The organism is Sediminibacterium sp., assembly GCF_051860225.1.
Classification (GTDB): domain Bacteria; phylum Bacteroidota; class Bacteroidia; order Chitinophagales; family Chitinophagaceae; genus Sediminibacterium.
Genome location: NZ_JBHYEI010000003.1, coordinates 22,379 through 39,386, shown reverse-complemented (window position 1 = coordinate 39,386; position 17,008 = coordinate 22,379). Strand labels below are relative to the sequence as shown.

Annotated in this window: 14 protein-coding genes; 2 read left to right on the top strand and 12 right to left on the bottom strand. The window is 35.6% G+C overall.

Annotated elements, in window-relative coordinates; all coding sequences use genetic code 11:
- Positions 1-29 precede the first annotated feature (29 nt).
- The gene (locus ACTIEI_RS10680) at positions 30-2,798 is read left to right on the top strand and encodes a TonB-dependent receptor (RefSeq protein ID WP_439506283.1); all 2,769 of its coding nucleotides are present in this window, start codon (positions 30-32) and stop codon (positions 2,796-2,798) included.
- Positions 2,785-3,540, top strand: a complete 756-nt coding sequence (locus tag ACTIEI_RS10675) for a GLPGLI family protein (protein WP_439506282.1) — start codon at positions 2,785-2,787, stop codon at positions 3,538-3,540. Before ACTIEI_RS10680 ends, ACTIEI_RS10675 begins: the two co-directional genes overlap by 14 nt.
- Before the next feature lie 29 nt (positions 3,541-3,569).
- Here the strand turns inward: ACTIEI_RS10675 and ACTIEI_RS10670 are convergent, their stop codons facing one another.
- From ACTIEI_RS10670 to ACTIEI_RS10615, 12 genes are all read right to left on the bottom strand, one after another.
- Entirely contained in the window at positions 3,570-4,280 is a 711-nt protein-coding gene (locus ACTIEI_RS10670) for a sulfite exporter TauE/SafE family protein (protein WP_439506281.1), read from the bottom strand.
- Positions 4,281-4,282: 2 nt separating this feature from the next.
- Positions 4,283-4,720: a FixH family protein gene (locus ACTIEI_RS10665; protein WP_439506280.1), complete on the bottom strand. Its 438-nt coding sequence runs from the start codon at positions 4,718-4,720 to the stop codon at positions 4,283-4,285.
- 9 nt (positions 4,721-4,729) lie between these two features.
- Positions 4,730-6,115 carry a cytochrome c oxidase accessory protein CcoG gene (gene ccoG, locus ACTIEI_RS10660; RefSeq protein ID WP_439506279.1) on the bottom strand — a complete coding sequence of 462 codons (1,386 nt, stop codon included), beginning with the start codon at positions 6,113-6,115 and terminating at the stop codon, positions 4,730-4,732.
- Between the two features lie 18 nt (positions 6,116-6,133).
- Positions 6,134-7,354 (bottom strand): cbb3-type cytochrome c oxidase N-terminal domain-containing protein, encoded by a 1,221-nt coding sequence (locus tag ACTIEI_RS10655; RefSeq protein WP_439506278.1) that lies wholly within the window; start codon positions 7,352-7,354, stop codon positions 6,134-6,136.
- Positions 7,347-7,508 carry a CcoQ/FixQ family Cbb3-type cytochrome c oxidase assembly chaperone gene (locus ACTIEI_RS10650; RefSeq protein WP_305267870.1) on the bottom strand — a complete coding sequence of 54 codons (162 nt, stop codon included), beginning with the start codon at positions 7,506-7,508 and terminating at the stop codon, positions 7,347-7,349. The genes ACTIEI_RS10655 and ACTIEI_RS10650 overlap by 8 nt, the downstream gene beginning before the upstream one ends.
- A gap of 11 nt (positions 7,509-7,519) precedes the next feature.
- A complete protein-coding gene (gene ccoN / locus ACTIEI_RS10645; protein ID WP_439506277.1) occupies positions 7,520-9,655 on the bottom strand; it encodes a cytochrome-c oxidase, cbb3-type subunit I in 2,136 nt (711 codons plus the stop codon).
- Between the two features lie 6 nt (positions 9,656-9,661).
- A complete protein-coding gene (ccoS, locus tag ACTIEI_RS10640) occupies positions 9,662-9,823 on the bottom strand; it encodes a cbb3-type cytochrome oxidase assembly protein CcoS (protein WP_295189639.1) in 162 nt (53 codons plus the stop codon).
- A complete protein-coding gene (locus tag ACTIEI_RS10635; RefSeq protein WP_439506276.1) occupies positions 9,820-12,246 on the bottom strand; it encodes a heavy metal translocating P-type ATPase in 2,427 nt (808 codons plus the stop codon). Before ACTIEI_RS10635 ends, ccoS begins: the two co-directional genes overlap by 4 nt.
- A gap of 52 nt (positions 12,247-12,298) precedes the next feature.
- A complete protein-coding gene (locus ACTIEI_RS10630; RefSeq protein WP_439506275.1) occupies positions 12,299-12,841 on the bottom strand; it encodes a hypothetical protein in 543 nt (180 codons plus the stop codon).
- Between the two features lie 93 nt (positions 12,842-12,934).
- Positions 12,935-13,648: a Crp/Fnr family transcriptional regulator gene (locus tag ACTIEI_RS10625; protein WP_439506274.1), complete on the bottom strand. Its 714-nt coding sequence runs from the start codon at positions 13,646-13,648 to the stop codon at positions 12,935-12,937.
- Positions 13,649-13,686: 38 nt separating this feature from the next.
- Positions 13,687-15,558 carry an alpha-amylase family glycosyl hydrolase gene (locus ACTIEI_RS10620; RefSeq protein ID WP_439506273.1) on the bottom strand — a complete coding sequence of 624 codons (1,872 nt, stop codon included), beginning with the start codon at positions 15,556-15,558 and terminating at the stop codon, positions 13,687-13,689.
- Between the two features lie 15 nt (positions 15,559-15,573).
- Positions 15,574-16,899: an MFS transporter gene (locus tag ACTIEI_RS10615; protein WP_439506272.1), complete on the bottom strand. Its 1,326-nt coding sequence runs from the start codon at positions 16,897-16,899 to the stop codon at positions 15,574-15,576.
- Positions 16,900-17,008 lie beyond the last annotated feature (109 nt).

The following is a 17,008-nucleotide window of genomic DNA, read 5'->3' as shown; positions in this document are numbered from 1 at the left end:
ATTCATCTAAAGACGAATTAACTGCATTTATGACCAAACTAACAATGATTGGGCTATTTTTTTTAGCTACTATCACAAACACTTTTGCCCAACAGGTTTCTATTAAAGGAACAATAACAGACACGTTAAATAAGCAAAACCTTTCAAACGCAGTGGTATCAGCACTTCGAGCCAAAGACTCTGTTTTGGTAAAATTTACCCGTACTAATAAAGATGGTAATTTTGAAATACCAAATTTGGTTGCGGGTAAATACATAGTAATGGTTACCTATCCTTCTTATGCCGATTATGTAGATATTATTAATACAACAACGGGCGTCACCGACTTAGGAAAAATCCCAGTAATTACAAAAGCTACTCTATTACAGGAAGTAATTGTAAAACAAACCATCGGGTCTATTAGAATGAAGGGCGACACCACTGAATATAAAGCAGATAGTTTCAAAGTAAGCGCCAATGCAGATGTACAAGAATTGTTGCGTAAAATGCCAGGTATACAAGTTAATAGCAAGGGAGAAATTACCGCACAAGGTGAAAGGGTGCAAAAAGTATTGGTGGATGGAGAAGAGTTTTTTAGCGATGATCCTGCAGTTGTTACCAAGAACTTAAGAGCTGATGCGGTTGACAAAGTACAAGCATTCGATAAAAAAAGTGATCAAGCAGTTTTTACGGGTATTGATGATGGTCAAAAAATAAAAACACTGAACCTTACTTTAAAAGAAGATAAGAAGAAGGGATATTTTGGTAAAGCAGAAGCTGGGGGCGATTTTGACCGCTATGGATATGGTAAGTTATTGGCCAATTCATTTAAAGGAAAAAGAAAAATCTCTGGCTATCTTACCACCGACAATACCAAATTTGAATCATTGAATTGGAATGAAAACCAGAACTATGGAGGCAATACCAATATGACCACTGAAGTTACCGATGATGGTGGCATCATGATGTGGGGTTCAGGCGATGAATTCAGTTGGGGGACTGGTTTCCCAAGATCTATAACAGGAGGATTTCACTTTAGCAATAAATGGAACAAAGACAAACACAATTCGAACAATACTTACCAATTCAATCAATTAGATGTAAGCGGAATTAATTCTAATAAAACCCAAAATATTTTACCTGGTGCAGACCTTATTAGTACCAGTGTGCAAGATCAAGTGAGTAGCAGAAAAAGGAACAAAATTACTAGTACATATGAGTGGCAAATTGATTCGACTAGTTCATTAAAAGTAACCGCAAGAGGGTCTATTGTAAATAGTAATATGGCATCAAATTTTATAGGTCGAACCATCACAAGTGATAGTATTTTATTGAACCAAAGTAACAGAAATACTTCTACGGTAGACGAAAACAAAACTATGAATACCACCATTTTTTATCGCAAAAGATTTAAAAAAATGGGCCGAACCATTTCGTGGAATAATGATATCAATTACAACGATCGAGCTGATGACGGGTTCTTAACTGCCGAAAATACTTTTTATGATGCTTTCGGCACTTTGATAAGAAGAGATAATGTTGACCAACAAAAAACAAATAAACAAATTGCTACCACCATCAATTCTACCATCAATTATACTGAACCACTTTGGAAAAATACTTTTTTAGTATTGAACTATAAATTAAGTGTAAGCAGAAATGATGCAGAGCGAAACACCTTCGCAAAAAACGCTGCCAATAATAAATATGAGAACTTGGTAGACACATTAAGTAACCACTTTATATTCAATACAACAGGGCATAATGGAAGTGTGAATATCCGATACAACGTAAAGAAATTTAATTTCTCTATTGGAACAGGTATTGGTACAGTAAATTATCGACTCAATGATTTGGTGAAAAAAACAGACCGCAATGTTGTTTTCAACAATTTCATTCCTGCTGTTACATTCAACTATACCCCCAAACAACAAAGAAGATTGAATTTTTCTTATAACGGATCCACTAGAAACCCCTCCCTTTCACAAATCCAACCCATTATTGATAATATTGATCCACTCAATTTAACCATTGGTAATCCTAATTTAAAGCAATCCTTTGTTCACCAATTTAACTTTGGAGGGTCAGACTACAAGGTTTTGAAAAGCAGAAGTGTAAGATTTAATGTCAACTATTCTAAAACAGAAAATGCCATTTCCAATTCAAGTTTTGTAGACAATCAAGGTAGAAGAATTAACCAAGCCATTAACGTCGCAGGCAATTATAGTTTAAGTGGAAGTGTAGGTTATAATTTTGAAATCATCCCATCATTTAATGTTGGAGTTAATATTGGTCCTAGAATCAACCAATTTGCCAATAGGGTAAACGGGATTGATAATATTACTAAAAACAGATCCACTGATTTCAGTTTTAATATGGGATACTGGGGTGATAAATGGATTAATTTTTATGCCTATGGAAGTGCAGTACGTAATAACTCCACTACTTCTATTCGCCCAGATATCAGCACTAAGTTCTGGTCTTATAATGCTTACGCCAATCTGCAGTTTAAGTTGAAAAAAATTAAAACCTATATCGACTTTGATTTAAATGCCAATATTTACCAGAAGACAGCGGTATTTGCAGATCAAAGAGATGTCTATATCCTAAATGCCTCAGCCAGAAAAGTAATTTCCAAAAATGACCAATGGGAAATTAAAGCTTCTGTGAACGACTTGTTTAACCAAAACCTTGGTATCAACAGAAATGCATCCAGCAACTTTATAACTGAAAGTACTAACCAAACCATTCAACGCTATTTCTTATTTTCTTTAATCTGGAATTTCAGCAAAAATGGCAAACCCAATGAAGGATTTTAATATGAAAAAGACCATCATCAGTTTTACGATTTTATTGTTTAGCACTTATTTAAGTGCCCAAGTTCAATTCATCCAATCTGGTAGAATAGAGTTTGAAAAAAGAGTCAATCAACATGCTCCTATTCTAGATGAAGGGGAAAATATGTGGAATGCTGAAATGCTCAAACAAATACCCAAATTTGTATCAGACATTTACGAACTAAAGTTTACTGCAGAAAAATCTGTATTCAAATTAGCTAAGGAAAATCCCAATAATAAGTATATGTGGGGCACCAAACCAGTTGATACTGATGTAAGTATGCAAGACTTAAAAAAAGGGATTTCCATCAGTCAAAAAGAGGTATTTGAAAACACGTACTTAATCAAAGACAGTAGCCGCACTTGGGAATGGAAAATTGCAGATGAAACCAGAGAAATTGCTGGATTTGAATGCAGAAAAGCGGTTACCAAAATTTGTGATTCAGTATATGTAGTGGCTTTTTATACCGATCAAATTCCAGTAAGTGCCGGTCCAGAAAGTTTTGGTGGATTGCCAGGAATGATATTAGGGCTAGCAGTACCGAGACTGAATACCACTTGGTTTGCTACTAAACTAGAATTAGTAACTCCTACTGTGGGAGAGCTAAACGTAAAACAAAAAGGAAAACAAGTTGGTCGTACTCAGTTAACTACTGAATTGTCCAAAGCTTTAAAAGACTGGGGTAAGGAAGGAGCTAGAAAAATGTGGGTTGCACAATTGTAATTATCATTTAGGATGTTCAATAAAAATGCCTAATGCGTACAATGGATGGCATCTGTTCCTTGTATAGCAGCATTTAAATAAGGACTAACAAAAGGTATGTCTAAATTTAGTCCGCGGAGAATAAGTAAACAACCAATAATAAAAGTAAATACAGGAACCAGTTTTCTAAATTGGTTCCTTATTTTTTGGGGTAAATACTGAGCAGCAGCAACTAATAATATCATCGCTGGTATGGTCCCAATTCCAAAAAATCCCATAAACAACATCGACTCATATATATTATGAGCTACTAGAGAAGCTGCAATTGCTGTATATACTAATCCACAGGGTAATAAACCATTTAATAACCCAAAAACAAACATCCAACCTGCAGACTGTTTCAACATGATTTTCTGCATGGTATTGATTTGCCATTGCTTAAATCCTTTTAATAAAGGCAATGATGTTTGCGGAAATAGTCTAGGTGCTAAAACCGAAAAAACGATAACAAGGCCAAGTACAATTGAAACAATTTGGGTAACCCCAAACCAATTTACCCCCCTACCCAATAAACCAGCTGCAATACCAATACCAATATATGTACTTACTCTTCCAATATTATAGAAGAATACAGCGAGACATTTGTAAACACCTTGAAATGATTGGAATGGCAAAGACAATGCCAACGGACCACACATACCAATGCAATGAACACTGCCCCCAAAGCCTAGAACAAAAGCAGATATCAGCAGTACTTCCATAATTAAGGAATAAAAATAACTTCTTCTGTGTAGTAGTTTTTACGAGCACTGGTAAAACTGATTTTGGCTATGTACTTTCCTTTATTGAATTGTGCAACCGGAAAAATATAAAGACCATTATTGGATGCGGCTAAGTTCAATTTCCTATCCGATTTCTCAGATGCTGGATTATAAAAATGAACTTCAGCATTGGTAATAGCAGCGGCAGTTGTTGAGTCAATTTTTAATAAAATTTGCTGATCCTGTTTCACTACACTAACCTTTGTAGCTAGTGCATTTGCATTGGCAGTAGCTTGTAACTTTCCATTAAAAGCCATTTCTTTTTCATAGTAATTGGATTCCACCATTTCAATATCCACCTGCATGGTTTTCCATACCAGAAATAATATAAATGCTACACCCAAACCAAATGCCACTACAATTCTGTATCCCCAATTCATTTTTTTATTTTAAAGGTCGCTAATAAATATGGCTTTCTTAGTAGTAATCACTTTATCGCCACTGAGTAATTTTATTTCATATTCCTCTTTCCTATGCTTGATCTTATTACTATCTACTTTTATGAAAAAAGTTTCCTCGGCCAATTGTCTGCCCTTTAATGTATCTAAGGTTTGACCAATTCGTTCAATTTGAACATCAGGGTCTGTAGCAACCAATCGATAAGGAAGATCTCTATTGCTCTTATTGGTCACTTTAATTCTAAACAAGTTGCTAATAGTTCCGTCTTTGTTTTCTTGCATACCTTGGCCTGGCACACGCAAAATGGTTGCATCAAAAGTGGTTCTTGTAACAATTAAAACGCCCAACAACACCATTAAAATAACCAATACCCCTGAGTAAGCTTTAATGCGATAAGTAAACTCAAATTTCTTGCCAGATGCTATTTGATTTTCAGAAGCAAATGTGATCAGATTTTCTGGCTTGTTCACTTTCTTCATCATCATATTACAAGCGTCAATACAAGCCGTACAGTTTACACATTCTAATTGAGTACCATTTCTGATATCTATATTGGTAGGGCATACATTTACACACATACCACAATCAATACAATCACCCGCACCTTCTGTTGACTTCTTTTTATTCCTAGGTTCCCCTCTTAAATAATCATAAGCAACTACTATAGAATTTTTATCTAACAATACTCCTTGTAATCTTCCATAAGGACAAATAACCGTACATACAATTTCTCTCACAAAAGCATATACCGAATAAAAAACCAAGGTGAAAAAGATAATGGCAATAAACCCCCCAATATGCGCAGACAAAGGATCTGCAATGATTTTAAACAGTTGATCTGTTCCAATAATATAGGCTAGAAAAGTATTTGAAATAGCAAAACTGACTGCTAAAAAAACAATATGTTTGATGGTTTTTCTGACATATAATTCAGTAGTCCATTTTTTTGCATTATTGATTTTTTGCTTATTGCCATCCCCTTCAATAAAGTACTCAATTTTCCTAAAAATCATTTCCATAAAAATGGTTTGCGGACAAACCCATCCACAAAAGAAACGACCATAGATTAAGGTGAAGATGACAATAAATAGCATGAAGATGATCATGCCTAACCCAAACATGATAAAATCTTGCGGAGTAAAAAGAGAGCCGAAAAAAGTAAATTCTCCTTGAGGTATATTAAACTGAAACAAAGGATTGCCATCTATTCGAATAAATGGCATGGCAAAGAACAACAATACATATACATAACTTAAATAGGTTCTGTATTGGTATAATTTACCTTTGGGTTGTAGGGCGTGCACCCAGTTCCTTTTTCCTTTACTGTCAACAGTTGAATGTAAACTCCTAAAATCTGCTTGCTTCGACTCGCTCATAGTTTCAATTTAATCAACTTACTTCATTGCTGGGGCCGAAGTTGAATCAGCGGCAGCAGGTGCTGCACCAGTTTCAACAAACAGTTCTCCTTGTTTTTCTTTGGCTGGCTGTGGATTAGTACCCTGCAATGATTTTACATAACTAGCTATCTGTGCAATTTGAATGGGTGAATAATCATCCTTCCAACTCTTCATTCCCTTTTCTGGCCAACCATATTTGATAGAATAAAATATGGCTTTGATATCTCCTTTGTGTAACCAATAATCATCGGTTAAATTAGGTCCAATTCCAGGTGCACCGTTTACTATTGCACTTCCATTTTCAGCATGACAGGTTGCACAAGCGCCGGGTTTAATATATAATTCCTTCCCTTTTGCAATATCATCTGCACCCATCATTTTTACGGTATTTTCATCTACATTATTGGCAGATTTTTCTAAATAAGCAGCTTGTTGAATAGCAGCTTGTTCCATATCCATGGCCAACTCTGCTTGTTGTAATGGCTTAGTACCCGCAACATGATAATTGTATAAATAAACAACGCCAAAAATTAAACTTAGTGCAAATCCCCATCTCCACCAAACAGGCACTTCATTATCCAATTCTTTAATACCATCATAATCATGCCCTAAATCTAAACGAGCAATGTCTTCATTGGTATTTCTGTTATACAATCGATCGAACCAAGCGATTTTTTCTTTTTTAACAACAGGAGTAGCTCCAGTAGCAACGGCAGTTTGAATAGCTTCTTTTTTCAAAAAGCTTCTGATACCATTGGCAAAATAAACAATGATGATCATTTCTAACAGCACTATGAATGCCAACATTTGTATGATGGTTTCAGATACTACCGTTTTAGTTCCTGCAGGCACATTGGCAGATTGAGCAAATAATGACCCAGTTGAAATCAGCACAAATAAAACAGTTAATACAGCAGTTTTTGAAGCATTGCTTTGCTTTTCTTGTTCTATTTTATTTTTAATAGCTAGGATAAAAACATTGCCCAACATAAAAATAACCATGGCAAGTAGACCAATTACGGTTATCAACACATAGGCTACGGTGGAATCATAAAAAACTTCTTTAGCAACTGGTGCTGCTTCTTTAGCAGCATCCTGGGCCCATATAATATTTGCGGCTAAACTGCCCAATAAAAGCAGGAGCAATTTTTGCATCAATGCTTTTTGTTTGTTGAAATAAGATATACTAGTTAACATATACATTTTTTTATCAGTCATTGATCGGAATTTGGCTATTCTTTTCCATTTTTTCTTTGTTGGCAGACAAAACATACCAAGTAACCACAGCAAAAAATACCGTGAATATGACCAAAGAAACCATTGGATAAATATTAACGTTTTCAATACTGGTTACATAATTTTTAAATTTCATACAGCTGAATTTTAGTGTAATGTTTTAATTTCTGCTTCAGGTGCTTTCTTCAAGTCTGCACCCAATCTTTGCAAATAAGCAATCAATGCAATAATTTCTTTGCCGCTATTTGCTTTGATTCTGTTTGCATTTAAATCTGCCGCAATTTCATCTGCCTGAATTTTCAAATCGTTATTGGCTTTTTGATCGTAGCCTTCAGGATAAGGAACACCTAAAGTTTGCATTGCCCTGATTTTTCCAGGAGTAGTGCTGATATCTAAATCATTGTCTAATAACCAAGGATAAGGAGGCATGATAGAACCTTGAGAAATTTCTTCAGGCTCATTCATATGTCTATAATGCCAGCTATTAGGATATTTATTTGCCTGACGAGCCAAATCTGGACCAGTACGCTTACTTCCCCACTGGAATGGATGATCATACACAGACTCCCCTGCTTTAGAATAATCTCCATACCTGGCTACTTCATCCCTGAATGGACGAACCATTTGTGAGTGACAAGTATAACAGCCCTCTCTAATATAAATATCTCTACCCTGTAATTCAAGCGGTGTATAAGGCTTAACAGTACTGATGGTAGGAACGTTTTCCTTTACAATAAATGTTGGAATGATTTCAATAGCACCTCCAACAGACACTACAATCAAACTCATTACCAACATTTGCACTGGTCTTCTTTCAATGATAGAATGCCAATATGCTTTGCCTTCTGGTAGTGGTTGAGCAGCTAAGGCAGGAGCTTCGCCATGTTCTTCTGGAACAAATGAACCAGCTTTTGCAGTTCTGATTAAATTAACTACCATGATGATTACCCCTACTAAATAGATGGTACCACCCAATCCTCTTAAAATATACATAGGAATGATGCGAGTCACTGTTTCTAAAAACTGGAACTTCAACTGTCCTTCTGGAGTAAATTGTTTCCACATCAAAGCTTGAGAAATAGCAGCCCAATACATTGGGATAGCGTATAGCAAAATACCTACGGTACCAATTAAGAAATGGGTATTGGCCATTTTAACAGAATGCAATTTAGTATTGTAAATTCTAGGAACTAACCAATATAACATACCAAAAATCAAGAAGCCGTTCCATCCAAGCGCTCCTACGTGAACGTGTGCAACGATCCAATCGGTATAGTGCGCAAATCCATTTACATTCTTTAAAGAAAGCATTGGTCCTTCAAAAGTGCTCATACCATAACAGGTTAAAGCAACGATGAACATTTTCAAAATGGGATCTTCTTTTACTTTATCCCAAGCGCCACGTAAAGTGAATATACCATTTAACATACCACCCCAACTTGGAAGTATTAGCATGATACTAAATACCACACCCAATGATTGTGCCCAATCAGGCAAAGCGGTATACAATAAGTGGTGAGGACCTGCCCAGATATAGATAAAGATCAAAGCCCAGAAGTGAATGATACTCCACTTATATGAATAGACTGGTCTACCAGCCGCTTTAGGAACAAAATAATACATGATACCCAGCATAGGGGTGGTCAAGAAAAACGCAACCGCATTATGACCATACCACCATTGTACCAATGCATCTTGAACTCCTGCGTACCAGCTATAACTATGAGTCATAGAAGTAGGCAATGAAAAGGAGTTTACTATATGTAGTAGAGCAACAGTTACCCAGGTACCAATAATAAACCAGATAGCAACGTATAAATGTCTTTCTCTTCTGGTAAGAATGGTTGCAAACATATTGATACCAAACACTACCCAGATAAGGGTAATAGCAATATCAATAGGCCAAATTAGCTCAGCATATTCCTTTCCTTGTGTTAAACCCAAAGGAAGTGTTACTGCTGCTGCAACAATGATTAACTGCCAGCCCCAGAAATGGACTAATCCGAGTGCTTTACTCCACATACTGGTCTTAAGCAACCGGGGCATCATATAATACACACCGGTGTAAATACCGTTGCCCACAAATGCAAAAATGACTGCATTGGTATGCAATGGCCTTAATCGTCCAAAACTAGTATAGGATATACCTAAATTGAGTGCAGGGTAAGCCAGCTGAAACGCAATGATTACCCCAACCAGCATCCCTACTATTGCCCACAAAACAGTGGCAAAAGCAAATTTCCGGACGATGGAATTGTCGAAACTGAATTTTTCTAACTGCATGGTTTTCTATTTATTCTCTGTTGGTTGATTGGTTTGATCAAATAAAATTTTATTCGCTGGTGTGAAATGGTCATCAAACTGTCCTGTTTTTGAACCCCATATAAATGCAATTAGGAATCCCGATGCAACTAATAGGCTAATGATGAGTAAAAAAACAATTACAATCATTGATGGATATTTTTTAGGTCAGCAATATTTTTAAAGCAAAATTTTTCAATTAGTGCAGCACCCAACATAGTAGAAAGAACAATGGTAAAAGTGCTGGAAGGCATTAAAATGGCTGCTACTAAGGGAGACATTTGAGCGGTAACAGAAAAATACAATCCTACTACATTATACAAAGTAGAAATAACAAAAGTCGTTTTAATTAAATTCTTTGACCATTTAGCAGCTTTCATGTATTGATCTATCAAGGGTAGTTGATCAGACAGCATAATGGCATCACTAGCCGGAGAAAACTGAATGGTATTGTCTACTACAGCAATCCCTACATTACTCTTACTTAAAGCACCTGCATCATTTAAACCATCCCCTACCATCATGACTTGCTTACCATTTAATTGCAATGATTCTATGTAAGCCAATTTAGCTTGAGGTGATTGATTAAAATGATAAGAAATAGGCCGTTGTAATTGCTGCTTTAAATAATGCTCCGAATTGTTATTGTCTCCACTTAACACAGATACTGGGTAAGGCAATTCATGAATAAGACGATCTACATGTGCCCTTAAAATATTTTGAATAATGAACTTACCAAATATTTTATTGTCAATAGATACCCATACTTCTGAAGCAATTGGTTCAGCAGATTCATTTCCAACAAAACTGGCCGAGCCTAATTTATAGTGGGTTTCATTTTCCCATGCTTCAATACCAGCACCAGCAACTTCTTTGATATGTTCGAGTGAACGGGGGGTAGAATTAATTTTATTAGCAATTGCCTTACTTAATGGATGTAAAGATTGAGCTGACATAGCAGCGATAATTTGTAAATCTTCACTTGAAATGGTGTTCCCAATATACTCCACCGAAGAAGCATGCGGATAAGTAAGGGTTCCTGTTTTATCAAAAACCACCTGGTCAATTGTTGCAATAGTTTGTAACACTTGTGCATTTTTAAGGAATAGACCGTGTTTGCTAAAAATATTCAACACAAAGCCCTCAGTAAAAGTGGCGGTAATTAACAACGCACAAGGACAAGCAACAATTAATACCGCAGTCATTGCCTGCCAAGCATTGGCAATATTAGTAGGATACCAATAAGCAAAACTGCTGAATGCTACTGTTAAAACCGCTAATGAGAAATAATTACTAATTACTGTGGTGAATGAATAAACATTCTTATCTGACTTTTTAAATGCCTCATTATTCCAAAGTCTAGTAAAATTGCTTTGAGAAAATGGCTTCACAACCAACAAATCAATTGCGCCATTTAACTGTTTGCCACCTGCATAAACAAGGTCTCCAATAGCAACATCATTCGGCTCATTCTCTCCCGTTACAAAACTATAATCGATTTCTGCTTTACCTAGTAAATGTAACCCATCTACTGGTATCACTTCATTGTTTCTGATACGTATCTTATCATCCACTTTAACCTCCTGAACAGGAATATAAGATTCTTCTCCTCTTTCATCCAATAAACAAACGGCAACTGGAAAATAAGATTTAAAATCTCGATTAAAAGATAGGTCAGCAAAGGTTTTTGTTTGAAAAGACCTTCCTAATAACATAAAGAAAATAATACCAGACATACTATCTAAATATCCACCCCCAGTGCCAGAAATAATTTCATACACACTTCTACTAAATGTTACTGCCAATGCCAGTGCTATGGGCGCATCTATGTTAAGCCTTCTTTGTTTTACACTAAACCAAGAATTAATAAAAAATTCTGACCCGCTGTAAAGCAATACAGGTAAAGCCAATAATAAATTAACGTATCGGAACAAATTGGCTGTTAAGCCATCTACGGTAATAGTTTCCAATCCTAAATACTCAGGAAAGCTTAGCATCATGATATTAGCAAAACAAAAACCAGCGATGCCGATTTTTACCATAGCAGTACGAGACACCATTTTCTCTTGCCTTTTAGACTGTTGTCCGTCGTCTAAAGTAATATAGGGTTCGTATCCAATAGAAGCCAATAACTCAGCAATAGCCCTTATAGAAATAGAAGCAGGATTGAAATAAATGGTTGCTTCTTTTGTAGGAAAATGAACCGAAGAAAAATAAATGCCATCATTTACTTTTTGCAAATTCTCTAATAACCAAATGCAAGAACTGCAATGAATTTGAGGTAAATAAAATTTAACCGCTAATTGGTTCGGCTTAGAAAATACGATATAAGAAGCTGCTATCGTTTCATTATCTAAAAAACCAAACTTTTGTTGGTCTTGTTGTTCAGGAAGCTTGACTCCAGAAGCATCATGGATATTGTAATAATCACAAAGATTACTTTTATTCAAAATTTGATAAACAGAACTACAACCACTACAACAAAAAGCTTTTTCGTCAAATACCACTGGCTCCCCTTTGCAAGTATCCCCGCAATGAAAGCATTTGGTTGATTCGATGGTCCTATTTAGCATTTTATTAAAAAGTTGTTAAAAGTTAGTTCATACTGAACTATTTTCAAAAAAATTAATCGTGTTTTTCAGGCTGCTCAGAAGTTGTTTTTATTCCCAATCCTCTATAAATATTTGATTTAAAACAACTACAAGAATTCAAGCGATCTTCTATCATTTTATTCCACCTAAATTTTTCCTTTATAAAAGTCCCCGAAAAGGATTCCGCCAAATCATGTTGTTTTATTGCTCCGTTTTTAAAAGTATTTGTATCTAATGCACTAGTTAAATGATGAACATGTGCCATTATTTTATGTTCCTTACTGCGGGTAAGTTGCATTAAATCAAACAAATTGGGAAGCACCAATTCTTTTGAAGATTTGGCATTAAAGACCTTCATTACAGAGGGGAAAACTAATTTTTGTTCACAGGTAACCAATGAACTAAAGTCGTTACGCAGATTTTGCATTAACTCAACTAAATAGGCTTGTTGTTCCTCATCATACTCCTTCAAAAAATTACAATTGATAGCATTTTGGAGCTTCAACTCAAGGCAGGGGTATACATTTTCCAGAAGATGCTTTATCAATTCTTCTGTTTGATCTGCGTGTTTACACATTTGTAGTTATTTACCCTACAAAGATGTATTTAGCTATTCTAGAAATGAATGAGTTTTGCTGTGGCATTATATGATTTAAATCATATAAATTACCTAGTCTTCAATATTGGCGGTTTGAATTAGCTTTTGTAAATTAATAATGCTAATTTTTTTCCCTTTTAACGAAATCAATTTATCGTTATTAAATTCAGATAATAAACGAATGCAACTTTCGGTAGAAGTTCCAACATAATCTGCAATTTCTTCTCGGCTTAAACTTACATTGATTGTTTGATTGTCTTCTTCAAACCCATAAGTTGCTTTTAAAAAGAGTAAGGCTTCTGCCATTCTTTCTCTTACACTTTTTTGAGACAATGAAACAATATGATCTTCCGCTACTTTTAAATCGTTGCTCATTTTTTTGACCACTTCAAACATCAGTTTAGGGGAAGCAGAAATGGTATCAAAAAAATATTTTTTATCAATCATACAAATAGAAGCGTCTTCTAAAGTAACAGCAGAACAATGGTATCGCTCATTAGACAATAAAGCCCTATAACCAACTATATCACCTGATTTTACTAATCTTAAAATTTGCTCTTTGCCATCGTAGCCAGTGGTGGTCAATTTTATTTTACCACTATTGATACAGAACAATCCTGAGGGTAATCCATTTTCTGTAAATACATATTGTCCCTTTTTATAGACTGCACAAGATTTATGTAAACTCAAATCTTTGGCTTGATCATTATCTAAAACATTGAAAACAGAGTGTAATCTCACGTTACAATGCATACAACCAGTCTCAAGGGGTCCATTATTCTTCATCACTTCTATTGACTTTAATCAAAGTTAACTTATTATATTTATTTGGTTAACAAAACTACCCTAGATTCCATAGGACCAAGCTCAATATTATTTACCCCCTTTACTCCCGTCATAACATCCTGGAAGCCATTGAATCCATTGGTTCTTTCCAAATAATTGGCCAAAGAAACCGTTTTCATTTTATTGGAAGTATTCAATAGAATCATTACTGTTGAACTTTGGTCATACCTAAAGTAAACATAAAGCCCATCATTGGGAAGCCATTGCATCATTTTACCTGTTTGTAATGCAGTGTTTTGTTTCCGAAAATTAGCCAGGGTTTTCACATAATTAAAAGCAGTATTTTCAGTTTGATCACGGCCGCTAACTACCCGCTTGTCTTTATCATCATTCGGAAAACCTCCAGGAAAATCTAATCGCACCATTCCATCATTGGGATCTTTAAAGTTTTTCATCCACAATTCTGTTCCATAATACAATTGAGGTATCCCTCTAAGAGTCAATAATAAATTCATCCCCATTTTGTATTTATTCATATCTGACCCAATCATTGATACAAATCTTTCCATATCGTGATTGTCTAAGAAAATGCAATTTTTCTCAGGCGCTTGATACAATAAATCTTGAGAGAGTGTCATGTATAATTTATTCAAGCCTTCTGTCCAACCAAATGGCTTATTGATGGCATCCATCATGGCATAACTCAACGGGAAATCAGTAGTACCAGGGGCATTATGCTTAAAAGCAGTCTGCATATTATTCTTGGTAAAATAAGCACTACCTGTTACAGTATTAGCCACTGCTTCGCCAAAAATGCTGATGGTAGGAAAATCTTTTTCTAAGGCATTATTCACGTTGTTTAAGAATTGTTCATCACAATATTTATACGTGTCCACTCTCCAACCATCTATACCAAATTCTTCAACTGTCCACAAAGCATGTTGAATTAAAAAATTAGCCACAAAAGGATTACGTTGATTAAGATCTGGCAAATGAGGAACAAACCAGCCATCCAACATTACTTTTTTATCTGCAGCATTACCCATTGGATCAAATATGGCTTCATCTCTATGATTAGTATTTGTATATGCAGGCCAATGATTAATCCAATCTTTACTTGGTGCATCTTTATACATCCAATGTTCATTACCCACATGGTTGTATACTGCATCTTGAATAATTTTAATCCCCTTTGCATGAGCCGCTTCAATCATTTTTTTATACCCTTCATCACCACCTAATCTTTTATCGATTGCATAATGATTGGTGAACCAATAACCATGATATCCTGCCATCATCCCAGCTTGCTCACTTTGCAATGGCATATCATTTTCTAAAACAGGAGTCATCCAAACAGCCGTAACACCCAAATCATTCAAATAATCTAAATTATTCACCACACCCTCCAAGTCTCCTCCATGTCTTTTGATCGGATCCTTCCGATTTACTAAATTATCTTTATAACCAGACACTATATCGTTTGAAGGATTACCATTACTGAATCTATCAGGCATTAATAGATAAATGAAATCTTTGGAACTAACCCCTTGAGCAAAGTTTTTTCCCATTCCTTTTCTACGTGGCTTCAATTCCCATTCAATGGATTCTACATTTTCTGAACTTGTTATTTTAATTTTGACTTTACCAGGTTTAGCCGTAGGACTGATCGCTAAATCAAGGGCTAAATATTTTTTATTATCAAAGGAATGTACTTTGGTTAATTGAATACCCGCATAATTTACACTTAGTTTTGCATTGGAGAAATCTGTTGTTGTATTGCGAACAATCAACTGTACTTTATTCCATTTCATCCCTACGAACCAACTAGTTGGATACAAATCAATCTTGCTCTGTGCGTATAAATTAAAGGCCAATAGTAAGCACCCAACAATTTTTATAATTCTAGACATATAATGCATTTGAAATTATTCATTTTCTTTTACGACAATAGCGCATACAATTGCAGCTGCAATAAGCAATCCCCCCCCTACTTGTACTGCTAGCAAACGATCATTATGAAGTACCGTTTCCATTACGTTCCCAAAAAATAAGGAGGCAATAATTTCTGGCAGTACAATAAAGAAATTAAAAATGCCCATATAAATACCCATTTTTTGTGGGGGTATACAACCCGCTAACATAGAATAAGGCATAGACAAAATAGAAGCCCATGCAATACCTACCAATCCCATTGATAAATACAAATAGGATGGCTCTGTAACATAGTTTACCGATATTAATCCTGCACCGCCCAATAACAAACAAATGGTGTGGGTATATTTTTTACCTAATTTATTTACCCAAAAAGGAAGCGTAAAAGAGAATCCAAATGTGACTAAGTTCAAAATAGCAGAAGTAGTATTCGCATATTCTAAACCCTGCGTGTATAAATCACTTGAAGTGGTGGTATTACCTCCAAAGATATCCGAAGCAACGCCTGTACTATAATAAAACCACATCAAAAACAAGCCAGGCCAGGTTAAAAAATTCACCAAAGCCAATCGCTTCATTTGATCTGGCATATTGGCAACTGAAGTGAAAATTTCTTTTACACCACCCATAATACCTTTGCCCTCTGCATCTAATTTGTTTTTCCAATCAGGATCAGTAGGCGGATATTCCTTACTCTTAATTACGGTGTACAAAACGGCCAATAAAAAAACAGCTCCGCCTATGTAAAAAGAATACATAATATTTTCCGGAATGCCCCCCGCCGTTTTATCCCTAGACACGCCAAACCATTGTACCAGTTTTTGTGGCAAATAACCTGCTACAAAAGAAGCCAATCCAATAAACATACTCTGCATAGCAAAGCCCATGGGTTGTTGCTTCTTATCCAAATTATCTGCAACAAAGGCTCGAAAAGGTTCCATACTAACATTAATCGAAGAATCTAAAATCCAGAGAACCCCCGCAGCCATCCATATAGCTGAAGAATTAGGCATGATGAATAATGCCAATGAACTTAAAATAGCACCTATCAAAAAATAAGGCCTTCTTCTGCCCAACTTAGGATGCCAGGTTCTATCGCTCATATAACCAATAATAGGCTGAACAATCAATCCAGTCATTGGTGCAGCTAACCATAATCCAGGAATTTGTTCAGGGGAAGCCCCCAAGTATTCGTAAATGGCACTCATATTGCCCATTTGCAAACTCCATCCAAACTGAATTCCAAAGAATCCGAAACACATATTCCAGATTTGCCAAAAACTCAGTTTAGGCAATACCGCTTTTGAAGAGGTAGACATAGCAATCGTTGTTGATGATAAATATTGTGTATCGAATACACATCCCAATATACAATAAAAAACATCCTCATAAAGAGGATGTTTGATAATTTTTTATGGTGACTATTCG

Coding starts and splice junctions, on each gene's coding strand:
- ACTIEI_RS10680 (WP_439506283.1), top strand. CDS start 30: ATGACCAAACTAACAATGATTGGGCTATTTTTTTTAGCTACTATCACA.
- ACTIEI_RS10675 (WP_439506282.1), top strand. CDS start 2,785: ATGAAGGATTTTAATATGAAAAAGACCATCATCAGTTTTACGATTTTA.
- ACTIEI_RS10670 (WP_439506281.1), bottom strand. CDS start 4,280: ATGGAAGTACTGCTGATATCTGCTTTTGTTCTAGGCTTTGGGGGCAGT.
- ACTIEI_RS10665 (WP_439506280.1), bottom strand. CDS start 4,720: ATGAATTGGGGATACAGAATTGTAGTGGCATTTGGTTTGGGTGTAGCA.
- ccoG (WP_439506279.1), bottom strand. CDS start 6,115: ATGAGCGAGTCGAAGCAAGCAGATTTTAGGAGTTTACATTCAACTGTT.
- ACTIEI_RS10655 (WP_439506278.1), bottom strand. CDS start 7,354: ATGACTGATAAAAAAATGTATATGTTAACTAGTATATCTTATTTCAAC.
- ACTIEI_RS10650 (WP_305267870.1), bottom strand. CDS start 7,508: ATGAAATTTAAAAATTATGTAACCAGTATTGAAAACGTTAATATTTAT.
- ccoN (WP_439506277.1), bottom strand. CDS start 9,655: ATGCAGTTAGAAAAATTCAGTTTCGACAATTCCATCGTCCGGAAATTT.
- ccoS (WP_295189639.1), bottom strand. CDS start 9,823: ATGATTGTAATTGTTTTTTTACTCATCATTAGCCTATTAGTTGCATCG.
- ACTIEI_RS10635 (WP_439506276.1), bottom strand. CDS start 12,246: ATGCTAAATAGGACCATCGAATCAACCAAATGCTTTCATTGCGGGGAT.
- ACTIEI_RS10630 (WP_439506275.1), bottom strand. CDS start 12,841: ATGTGTAAACACGCAGATCAAACAGAAGAATTGATAAAGCATCTTCTG.
- ACTIEI_RS10625 (WP_439506274.1), bottom strand. CDS start 13,648: ATGAAGAATAATGGACCCCTTGAGACTGGTTGTATGCATTGTAACGTG.
- ACTIEI_RS10620 (WP_439506273.1), bottom strand. CDS start 15,558: ATGTCTAGAATTATAAAAATTGTTGGGTGCTTACTATTGGCCTTTAAT.
- ACTIEI_RS10615 (WP_439506272.1), bottom strand. CDS start 16,899: ATGTCTACCTCTTCAAAAGCGGTATTGCCTAAACTGAGTTTTTGGCAA.